The 10,067-nt window shown below is 56.1% G+C and carries 12 protein-coding genes (1 of these 12 cut by a window edge); 6 read left to right on the top strand and 6 right to left on the bottom strand.

Going from position 1 to position 10,067, the window contains the following annotated elements:
- Together bamC and dapA are read right to left on the bottom strand one after the other, a co-directional pair.
- Window positions 1-753: the 5' portion of an outer membrane protein assembly factor BamC gene (gene bamC, locus THINI_RS14385; RefSeq protein ID WP_002709297.1), read on the bottom strand. It extends 366 nt beyond the left edge of the window; only the first 753 of its 1,119 coding nucleotides appear in the window; it begins with the start codon at window positions 751-753; its stop codon lies beyond the left edge, outside the window.
- Window positions 754-772: 19 nt separating this feature from the next.
- Complete coding sequence (gene dapA / locus THINI_RS14380) at window positions 773-1,654, bottom strand: 4-hydroxy-tetrahydrodipicolinate synthase (RefSeq protein ID WP_002709296.1); 882 nt, start codon at window positions 1,652-1,654, stop codon at window positions 773-775.
- Window positions 1,655-1,769: 115 nt separating this feature from the next.
- On the opposite strand from dapA, the gene THINI_RS14375 reads away from it, so the two are divergent.
- Genes THINI_RS14375 through THINI_RS14365 form a run of 3 tightly spaced genes read left to right on the top strand, consistent with a single transcriptional unit; the run spans window position 1,770 to window position 4,309 of the window.
- The gene (locus THINI_RS14375) at window positions 1,770-2,243 is read left to right on the top strand and encodes a peroxiredoxin (RefSeq protein ID WP_002709295.1); all 474 of its coding nucleotides are present in this window, start codon (window positions 1,770-1,772) and stop codon (window positions 2,241-2,243) included.
- 24 nt (window positions 2,244-2,267) lie between these two features.
- Window positions 2,268-3,692, top strand: coding sequence for a PhoH family protein (locus tag THINI_RS14370; RefSeq protein ID WP_002709294.1), 1,425 nt, complete (start codon window positions 2,268-2,270; stop codon window positions 3,690-3,692).
- 14 nt (window positions 3,693-3,706) lie between these two features.
- Window positions 3,707-4,309, top strand: a complete 603-nt coding sequence (locus THINI_RS14365; protein ID WP_002709293.1) for a DedA family protein — start codon at window positions 3,707-3,709, stop codon at window positions 4,307-4,309.
- Between the two features lie 41 nt (window positions 4,310-4,350).
- Here THINI_RS14365 and THINI_RS14360 read toward each other — a convergent pair whose 3' ends face one another.
- Entirely contained in the window at window positions 4,351-5,241 is an 891-nt protein-coding gene (locus tag THINI_RS14360; RefSeq protein ID WP_002709292.1) for a LysR family transcriptional regulator, read from the bottom strand.
- A gap of 104 nt (window positions 5,242-5,345) precedes the next feature.
- Between THINI_RS14360 and THINI_RS14355 the strand changes: the two genes are divergently transcribed.
- From THINI_RS14355 to THINI_RS14345, 3 genes are read left to right on the top strand one after another with little or no spacing between them, the layout of a single operon-like run.
- Entirely contained in the window at window positions 5,346-6,041 is a 696-nt protein-coding gene (locus tag THINI_RS14355; protein WP_002709291.1) for a pirin family protein, read from the top strand.
- Between the two features lie 18 nt (window positions 6,042-6,059).
- On the top strand, window positions 6,060-6,608 hold the full coding sequence (locus tag THINI_RS14350; protein ID WP_002709290.1) for a cytochrome b: 549 nt from the start codon (window positions 6,060-6,062) through the stop codon (window positions 6,606-6,608).
- 17 nt (window positions 6,609-6,625) lie between these two features.
- Complete coding sequence (locus THINI_RS14345; RefSeq protein ID WP_002709289.1) at window positions 6,626-7,201, top strand: YceI family protein; 576 nt, start codon at window positions 6,626-6,628, stop codon at window positions 7,199-7,201.
- Between the two features lie 79 nt (window positions 7,202-7,280).
- Here THINI_RS14345 and THINI_RS23545 read toward each other — a convergent pair whose 3' ends face one another.
- The 3 genes from THINI_RS23545 to THINI_RS14330 all read right to left on the bottom strand — a co-directional run bounded on the left by THINI_RS23545 (window position 7,281) and on the right by THINI_RS14330 (window position 10,063).
- On the bottom strand, window positions 7,281-7,838 hold the full coding sequence (locus tag THINI_RS23545; RefSeq protein ID WP_002709288.1) for an EF-hand domain-containing protein: 558 nt from the start codon (window positions 7,836-7,838) through the stop codon (window positions 7,281-7,283).
- A gap of 117 nt (window positions 7,839-7,955) precedes the next feature.
- Window positions 7,956-9,248 (bottom strand): DUF5666 domain-containing protein, encoded by a 1,293-nt coding sequence (locus tag THINI_RS14335; protein ID WP_002709287.1) that lies wholly within the window; start codon window positions 9,246-9,248, stop codon window positions 7,956-7,958.
- Window positions 9,245-10,063: a DUF6502 family protein gene (locus tag THINI_RS14330; RefSeq protein WP_002709286.1), complete on the bottom strand. Its 819-nt coding sequence runs from the start codon at window positions 10,061-10,063 to the stop codon at window positions 9,245-9,247. Before THINI_RS14330 ends, THINI_RS14335 begins: the two co-directional genes overlap by 4 nt.
- Between the last annotated feature and the right edge of the window lie 4 nt (window positions 10,064-10,067).

Below are 10,067 nucleotides of genomic sequence, written 5' to 3'. Positions count from 1 at the left end.
CTGAACCGAAACCTGCCGCACTTCAGCAACCGGAGCCGTGGCACTCTGGGCTGGGCTGCCACCTTGCAGGAATGCCATCAGACGATTGAGCATTTCAGCTTCCAGCTCAGGCTTGGCAGGCACATATTCCCATTTCACACCCGTACCACTGACATTTTCTTCCGCCCGCTCATGGCTGAGGAAAACATTGGTGACTTGCGCTGATGGGCGTTCCAGACGGATTTTGAAGCGGTCGCGGCTGCCAGCATCATATAAATTTGCAAATGCCTTGCCGAGTGCCTTGCGGATACCATCCAACGGAAGCTCCGCCCGGTTCTCTGCCCAGTCGGTTTCCATGACACCAATACGCGGCTCATCGCGCTTGACCGCCACACCCATGGTTTGCCAGAACTCATGCAATTTCGGCCAGACAGCTTCCGCAGGTGCTGCAACCTGTAACCAGCGGACATTGCCTTCGCGCATCAACTGGATGGCAGCATTGGTTGGCAGAACTTCACGGACACCACTTTTTGCCTGCCCTTGCATCAAAGCGCTGGCGCTGATAGCCCCACCAGGAATCGCGGCGTAAGTGGCATCATAATCTGGCGCATTCAGATCTGGGGGCACTTCCAGCGAATTGATGCTTTTATTGTTTTTGTAATCAACCCTTTCGCCAACGTCATCAATACTCAGCCCGGAACAGGCCGACAATACCAAGACAGAGCCAATGACCAAAGCACGGCGTGAAGAAAGAAGAAGAGTCATGGGGTTCATGGCAAATTCCGTTTAGAAACTAACACTCAATACCCGCTTTACGCATGGCCGCCAGTATCTGTGGCTTGATGGCATCGGAACAAGGGACAAGCGGTAAACGAATGCCACGTTCATCGCCAAAACCCATCTGCGCCAAGGCCCACTTCACCGGCACGGGGTTGGGTTCAAGGAACAGGTTTTTGTGCAGGTCTTCCAGCGGCGCATTGATGCGGGCAGCCGTTTCACGGTCGCCTGCCAGCGCAGCAGCGCACAGTTCATGTATGGCTTTGGGAACAACGTTGGCAGTCACCGAAATATTGCCCTTGCCACCCATCAGGATCAGATCCATCGCGGTTGCATCATCGCCACTGTACAGATCCATGCGGTCGCCGCAGCGTTGCAGGATGTCTGCCGCCCGTTCCAGATTGCCAGTCGCTTCCTTGATGCCGACGATATTGGAAATCGGCGCAAGACGCTCAACCGTTTCCGGCAACAGGTCACAGGCAGTGCGCCCCGGCACGTTGTACAGGATCTGGGGAATCGCCACCCGCTCAGCAATCGTTTTGTAATGCTGGTACAAACCTTCCTGAGTCGGCTTGTTGTAATAGGGCGTCACCAGCAGGCAGGCGTCAGCGCCATCCTGCATCGCGTATTCCGTCATTTCGATCGCTTCGGCGGTGCTGTTGGAGCCAGTACCGGCAATCACCGGAATCTTGCCCGCCACCAGATCAACCACACGTTTCACGACATGACGATGCTCCTGATAATCCAGGGTTGCCGACTCGCCAGTTGTACCGACCGCCACAATGGCGTCAGTGCCATTTTCAAGATGAAAAGCCACCAGGGCTTCCAATGCTGCCTCATCGATGTCCCCGTTGGCTGTCATCGGGGTAATGAGGGCCACCATACTGCCGCGAAACATGCGTTCCTCCAAAAAACAATTTGACAGCATACTACTGGCGCAGGTAATGAAACACAAGCATTACACCGGGCGAGTTTACTACCGCTCATTTATCGTGCTGCCAAAGGAGAAACGCATGACTACCCCAATCATAGGACAATCCGTCGCCGACTTTGAAATGGCCGCCACTTCCGGCCAGACTTTCCGCCTGTCTGATTTTAAGGACAAGGCCAATGTAGTCCTCTATTTTTATCCCAAGGACAGCACGCCCGGCTGCACGACTGAGGGACAGGATTTTCGTGATGCTTATGCGCAGTTTCAGGCAGCGGATACCGCAATATTCGGCATTTCCCGTGACAGCCTGAAATCCCATGAAAACTTCAAGGCCAAGCAGTCTTTCCCGTTCGAGTTGCTGTCAGACAAGGACGAGGCCATCTGCAACCTGTTCGATGTCATCAAGCTGAAAAACATGTATGGCAAACAGGTACGCGGCATTGAGCGCAGCACTTTCCTGATTGACAAACAGGGTATCCTGCGCCATGAATGGAGAAAAGTTACCGTCAAGGGTCACGCCGAAGCCGTACTGGCCGCTGCGCAATCCTTGTCCTGATACCTAAAAATAACCAGGAAGCACATGAGTCCAGTACACGCCCCCCACACCCACGAAAAACGCCTGTTTGTCCTCGACACCAATGTGCTGATGCACGACCCCACCGCCCTGTTCCGCTTCCAGGAACATGACATATTCCTGCCGATGGTGGTGCTGGAAGAACTCGACCGTGGCAAGAAAGGCGTCTCGGAAGTGGCACGCAACGTGCGCCAGGTCAGCCGCTTTCTGGACGACCTGATTTCGGCGGCGGGCGAAGACTCGATCCGCGCAGGGGTAGAGATTGCGACCGACTTCCTGCGCCTGAACAATGGCAAGGGGCCAACCGGCAAACTGCTGTTCCAGACCGAAACGCTGAACGGGCAACTGCCCACCAACCTGCCGGGCGATTCACCGGACAACTCCATCCTCAGCGTCGCCCTCAGTTTGCAAAGCAAATTCCCGGAGCGCGATGTCATCCTGGTATCCAAGGACATCAACCTGCGCATCAAGGCGACCATTGTCGGCCTGAAAGCGGAAGATTATTTCAACGATCAGGTGCTGGATGATGCTGACCTGTTGCCAACCGGTTTCCACGAACTGCCTGCCGACTTTTGGGACGGGCATTCCAAAGAAATGAAATCCTGGCAGGAACAGGGGCATACCTTCTACAAACTGGTCGGGCCGATGACGGACGACTGGCTGCCGGGGCATTTCCTGGCCATGCCGGGCGATTCCCCATTTGAAGCCATTGTGCGTGAAAAATCCCCCGATCATGCCGTGATCGAAACCATCCGTGACTTTACCGAGACGCGCCATGCGGTGTGGGGCATTACCGCGCGTAACCGCGAACAGAATTTTGCCCTCAACCTGCTGATGGATCCGGAAATCGACATCGTGACCCTGCTGGGTGCTGCCGGTACAGGCAAGACCCTGTTGACGCTGGCGGCAGGTCTGGCGCAACTGCTGGATGAGCAGCTGTACAAGGAAATCATCATGACCCGCGTCACCGTCCCGGTCGGCGAAGACATCGGCTTCCTGCCCGGCACGGAAGAAGAAAAAATGACCCCGTGGATGGGTGCACTGATGGATAACCTGGAAGTGCTGACCCAACCGGCCAACGGCGGCAAGTGGGGCCGCACCGCCACCGACGAATTCCTGATGAGCAAGATCAAGGTCAAATCACTCAACTTCATGCGCGGGCGTACCTTCCTCAACCGCTACATCATTATCGATGAAGCGCAAAACCTGACGCCGAAACAGATGAAAACCCTGATCACCCGCGCAGGGCCAGGCACCAAGGTCGTGTGCCTTGGCAATATTGCCCAGATTGATACGCCATACTTGACGGAAACCTCCTCAGGGCTTACTTATGTGGTCGACCGTTTCAAGGGCTGGCCGCATGGCGGACATGTTACGCTGCAACGCGGGGAACGTTCGCGGCTGGCGGATTACGCTTCCGATCATTTGTAAGGAAAGGATGTTGCATGTTGCATGATTTCATCAACTGGGTGTTGGCTACAGTTGAGGCTTGGGGGTATCTGGGGATTTTCATCGCGATGGCGCTGGAGTCCACCGTTTTTCCGGTGCCGAGTGAATTGGTGGTGATTCCGGCTGGCATGTTAGCCTACCAGGGGAAACTGAGCCTGACCGGCGTCATTCTGGCCTCCACTTTTGGCAGCCTGCTCGGCGCAACTGTCAACTACGTGTTCGCCATGTGGGTAGGCCGTCCGTTTCTGGAAAAGTACGGCAAGTATTTCTTCGTGCGCCCGCCATTGCTGCATAAAACAGATGCGTTTTTCACCAAACATGGGGCGATTTCCACCTTCACCGGGCGTTTGATTCCCGGTATCCGCCACCTGATTTCCTTGCCTGCCGGACTGGTGCGGATGAATTTTGCCTCCTTCGCGTTTTACACCACAGTTGGGGCTGGCCTGTGGTCAATCGTGCTGGCGCTGTTTGGCTATTTCATCGGCGGCAGCCAGGAAGTCATCGCTGAAAACAAGATGCTGATCGTGCTGGGGACACTGGCATTCGTGGCACTGGTGCTGGTGGGTTATTACTTCTGGCAGAAACGGCAACCAACCTGAAATTCCCAAGGGAACCCCCAAAGGGCGTATGCCATACGCCCCTACGGTTTTTGCACCTCCTGAATCAGGAATTCCACCAACGCCCGCGTCTTTTCCGGCAGGAACTGGCGCGAGGGGTAAACCGCGTACACGCTGATCGTTTGCGCGGAATAATCATTCAGGATTTGTACCAGTTCGCCGCTTTTCAGCTCATTCGCCAGCTCGAAATCGGGCAGCAGCGCAATCCCCAGCCCCGCCACTGCCGCCTGTTTCAGTACCTCACCGTTGTTGGCGCACAACGGGCCGCTGACCTGCACGTTATGCGCCCTGCCCTCCTGATCATGGAAAGTCCAACCTTCGCGCAGGCTGGCGTTGGTGTAATGCAGGCACTGGTGCTTGCCAAGATTCGCCGGGGTTTGCGGAATGCCATTACGCTCCAGATAAACAGGCGCAGCCACCGGCAGCAGGCGCGCATTTTCCAGCTTGCGGGCAATCAGGCGGGAATCATCCAGCACACCAATGCGGATAACCACATCGTAGTCGCCGCTGGCTGCATCGGTATAAGCATCATCCAGATGGGTAGCCAGATGGATGTCCGGGTATTGTTGCAGGAAGCGGATCAACAGTTTCGACAGACGCACCTTACCGTAAGTCATCGGCATATTGATACGCAGTGAACCACTGAGCGTGCCCTGCATCGCCAGCAGGTGCTGATCGACCCGACTCACCTCTTCGAGGATTTCACGGCAGTGCTGGTAGTAATACTGCCCGGCTTCAGTCAGGGCTAGCTGGCGGGTATTGCGGGTCAGCAACCGCACGCCAAGATCGGTTTCGAGGATTTTCAGGCGTTTGCTGACGGCGGCAATGGTCAATTCCAGTTTATCGGCTGCAGCAGTGATGCTGCCGCTATCGACAACCGCCACAAAATTTTCCATATACTCCAAACGGCTCATTCTAAACTCCTGGTTTAGAGTTAATTCAATTTTAGTATCTTTATCAAAACAAGATTAAACCTTAATATTTTACTCAAGTAAACATTGCAGCAAGGAACAGGCACATGAACATCATTAGCGCTGACTCACGCGGCAAGTTCAGGAATGAATGGCTGGACAGCCGCCATAGCTTCTCGTTTGGCGATTATCATGACCCACAGCGCATGGGTTTTTCCACCCTGCGCGTCATCAATGAGGACTGGATTGCAGCCAAGGGTGGCTTCCCAATGCATGGTCACCGCGATATGGAAATCATCACCTACGTCATGGAAGGCGCGTTGTCGCACCAGGATAGCCTCGGTAATGGCAGCGCCATCCACCCCGGCGAAGTGCAACGCATGAGTGCCGGGCGCGGCATTTTGCATTCCGAATTCAACCACTCGGCGGATGAAAATGTGCATTTGCTGCAAATCTGGATCAAACCTAAGTTCACCGGCATCCAGCCCGGCTACGCACAGGAATTATTCCCGCTGGAACAACGGCGCGGCAAGCTGCAACTGCTGGCTTCACAGGATGGGCGCAATGGCTCGCTGAGCATGAATACCGACGCCAGCCTGTACGCCAGCATTTTGCAAGCAGGCGAGAGCGTGCAGTTCATAAAACCGGTGGGACGCGCGGTTTATGTGCATGTCGCCAAGGGAGCGCTGATACTGAATGGAACGACATTACAGGCCGGGGATGCAGCGGAAATCATCGAGGAAAACGAACTGGCTTTCACCACCGGTTCCAAGGCTGAACTTCTGCTGTTTGATTTACCGTAGCTCCCAGGGAGAAAGATTATGCAAATCAAGAACACTACGCAAACCTACGGCTGGGTTTCCATCCTGCTGCACTGGGTAATGGCGGCTGCCCTGATCGGGATGTATTTCGCTGGCGATTACATGGTCGATCTGGAATATTACGACAGCCTGTACCACAAGCTGCCCGCGTTGCACAAGGCAACGGGGGTCATGCTCGGCGGGCTGCTACTGCTGCGGTTGGCATGGATGTATTCCCAGCCTCGCCCAGCCACCAGCGGAAATGCGCCCGCATTCACCCATCTGGCGGGCAAGCTGGGGCATATGGCGCTGTACGGCCTGCTGTTTATCCTGCTGGTCAGTGGCTATCTGATTTCGACCGCCAAAGGCCACGGCATCAATGTGTTCGGCCTGTTTGAACTGCCTGCGTTGTTGCCCGAAAGCAAGCAACGCGGCGAACTGGCCGGTGAAATCCACGAAATAGCCGCCACATTATTCATCTTATTGGTCAGCGTGCACGCGCTGGCTGCTTTCATCCACCATTTTTACTGGAAAGACAACACCCTGACCCGCATGTTGGGCAGGGGCTAACCCTCAAGGAGCATTGTATGAAAAAACTACTCGCCACTTCACTGCTGGCCACTGGCCTGCTGACTGGCAATAGCGTTTACGCAGAAGACTACGCCATCGACACCGAAGGGATGCACGCTTTCGTCCAGTTCCGCATCCAGCACCTGGGCTATAGCTGGCTGTACGGGCGCTTCGACAAGTTCAGCGGCAACTTCAGTTACGACGAAGCCAAGCCGGAAGAGGCCAAGGCAGAAGTCGCCATCGATACCACCAGCATCAATTCCAACCATGCCGAACGCGACAAGCACTTGCGCAGCGAGGATTTTCTCGATGTGGAAAAATTCCCGGAAGCCAAATTCGTCAGCACCAAATTCATACCGGGCGCGGATGGCGCGGGCAAGCTGGAAGGAGACCTGACCCTACACGGCGTCACCAAGCCCATTACCCTTGATGTCAAACAGATTGGCGCGGGCGACGACCCATGGGGCGGCTTCCGCCGTGGCTTTGAAGGCAGCACCAAGTTTGCGCTGAAGGATTTCGACATCAAGAAAGATCTCGGCCCGGCTTCACAGGAAGTGGAAATGATCCTGGCAGTGGAAGGCGTGCGCAAATAGGAATAGTTACAGTGAAAGGCATGGAGGCCAATCAGCGCCAAGGGTTGCAGCACAAGCCGCAACCCTTGTCAGCGTAAGCTTAGCGTTTGCCACCCTTACCGCCACGATCGCCACCGGCAGAACCTACCGGCGCGGTGGGTACAGCGGTGAACTCATCCAGCGACAGCGCCTGGTCAGCACTGGTATCCATACGTGCAAATTCCCAGATGCCGCTGTTGCTGCCCTTGCTTTGCAATTCGGTGAATTCTGTTAAACTGATTCCGGAATCACCATTTTTGTCGGCCAAGATAAAGGCATTGCCCAGATAGCTCGCTGCATTAGCTGGCGCACTGGCGGAGAATTCAGCCAAGGTGATATTGCTGTCAGAGTCGACGTCCACGCTGGCAAACGCAGCCGCAATCCGGCGGGTCTGGACAGTGTTTTCCAGATTGATGAATTCCGCCAAGGACAGGGATTGGCTGGCATCAGCATCTGCGGCATTGAAATCGGCTGTTTTGACTGCGAGGATTTCCGCTGCGGTAACAGTACCGTCACCGTCGGTGTCATATTCCGCGCCCATGCCGCCTTGGTGAGCGAATGCAATGGCGGAAGTTGACAGCAAGCCAGCAGTCAAGATGGATAAAGTGATCGTTTTCATGGTTGTTTCTCCATAGTTTCCAAAAGCCTTACCCAACACGGGTAAGCATCTCTGACCCGGTGCTGCAACACCGGGTTTTTTTATGCCTGCTGACTGGCTGCAACCGGCCAGCGGCATTTAGTGAGGGGCCTCCTCATCCCCACGCACGGGCGGCGCGATACCTGCGGGAAATGCGTCGGCAGGCTGGGGCGAATTGCCCCATTCCAGCCGCAGCACCCGCAGGCTGCCATCGTTTTGGGGGATAGCCTCCACCCGCACGTAATCACCCACTTGCAAGGCGGCGAATGACCCCGTTGTTTGGCGACGGTCGGCATCACGCCCGAACAGCAACATGCTGGCGTTATCCACCTGCAAAACGCCATCCGCCAGGGTCAGGGTTTGCTGTGTGGGCTGGAGCGCCACAATCGCGCCTTCCAGCCTGACCACCCGCCCGTCATCGTGGACATGGCGCGCCATCACCCGGCTGGCTAGCAATTCGCCCACCTGATTGATAGTGCCTTCCACTTCCAACGCCATGTTCAGCGCCAAATCCGTTGCATTCATGTCAATGAACTGCGTGGCCGTACCCGTCACCACCGGCTGACCATTGAGGGTGAAACGATCCGTCGCATCCAGCGCCGTTACCAGCCCCTCCAGACGCAAGCGCGTAGCCGCCGGGTAATCAGGCTGCTGGCGTTTCAGGCTTATCCGTACAGCAACCAGCAACATTCCCTGCAAGGGCTGGCGGGTTTCGACCTCTACATACTGCCCTTCCGCCAAGGTTTGACCGGGTAAAAAGCCTTCCAGCTGGGCGAGGGAATAATCGACAAACAGGTTGCCCAACTGGAAGGAAGCTTGCTCCGTCAACAAACCACTAATCCGGCCTTCCAGCTTCAAGCCAAGGCCATCCTGCGGCTTGCGCCCTGGCAGCAGGGTGATGCTGGCCGCCGTAATCACACCATCAGCGTCGCGGACGCCGGAAATTTCCACCACATCGCCCACCTGCAAATCAGCAAGCTGCTCGATGCCATGCAAAATGCTCAGGTCATCGGTTTGTACCGCCTGCCCCATCACGGTCAAGCTCTGGCCATCAGTGGCGGGAACCGTCACTTCACCGACCAGCAGGCTGTCAAATGTCACCTGGATAGCCTTGCCATCCACACCGTTGGCCGCTACGTCACCGCTGATGGTCACGACCTCGCCGACATTGAAAGCATCTTGCCCACTGGCCGTTTTCCCATCGCGGTAAAACACCGCCTGGCTGACATCGTAGTGGATGCCATTGACGTAAATGCTGCCAAACCCGGTAATCCGCCCGGTGGAAATGCCCGTGCCGCTCATGCCACCTTCCGCCACAGTCAGGGCGCTTTCCACGCAACTACCTAGCAGCAAGCTGCACAGCAGGGTTGCGGTGGCGAGCTTGATCTTCATTGTTCCGGCTCCTTCGGTTCGGCAGGTTGCTCAAAGTAGAAAATGCCCACACCTGCCTGTATCTGCCCTGTTCCCTGCACGCCCGGCGTGTGGTCGCGGTCATGGCGATACAGCCAGTCATTGAAACGCAGCAATAACTGCTGGGCATCCTGCCGCACAAACGCCCTGAATTCCGGCAATGCCTCTTGCGGCAGGTTGTCGTAGCTGACCTTGCGCTGGTAACGCAGTTCCAGCGGGTCACGGGTGGTCAGGTTGTGGTCGATGGTGGTGATCAACAGCGGCACATCCATCCCCAACAGGGCAGCTTTCTCGCCTTCGTCGCCCTGCGGGATATAGACCTGACTGAGCAACTCAACACTTCCGTCCGGTGTTTCACGCGCCACCTGGATGCGTTTCATTTCATCCAGCATGGCGAAAGCGGACATGTCCCCGCTGTAGCGTTGCACCAGCCGCTCAAAACTGCCTTGCTCACCACGAAATGGCAGGATAGCCGGTTGCCCGCTGGTGACATCGACAAACTCGGTATCATGCAACCAACCGGTCAACACCCGCACACCACGGTTGTAACGCTGGCTGGTTTCTTGCGCCTCGCGCTCACGCAACTGCGCCACATCCTTGCGGGTCAGCCCGGTAATGGCGGCAATACGCGAAGTGGTGACGCGCTCACCACTTCGCGCCAGCTCCTGTTCCACCACATCCACGTAAGCCTGCTTCACCAGCTGGGTGAAATCGCCCAAGGCGACCCCCTTGCGGTAAAGGATCCGCATCAACGCCTTGACGATGCGGTAAAAGGCTGTACGTAGTGTGTTATCCATAGAT

Source organism: Thiothrix nivea DSM 5205 (assembly GCF_000260135.1).
GTDB classification, from domain to species: domain Bacteria; phylum Pseudomonadota; class Gammaproteobacteria; order Thiotrichales; family Thiotrichaceae; genus Thiothrix; species Thiothrix nivea.
Note: the sequence above shows the minus strand (reverse complement) of the source record. Positions and strands in the feature narration are given on the sequence as shown.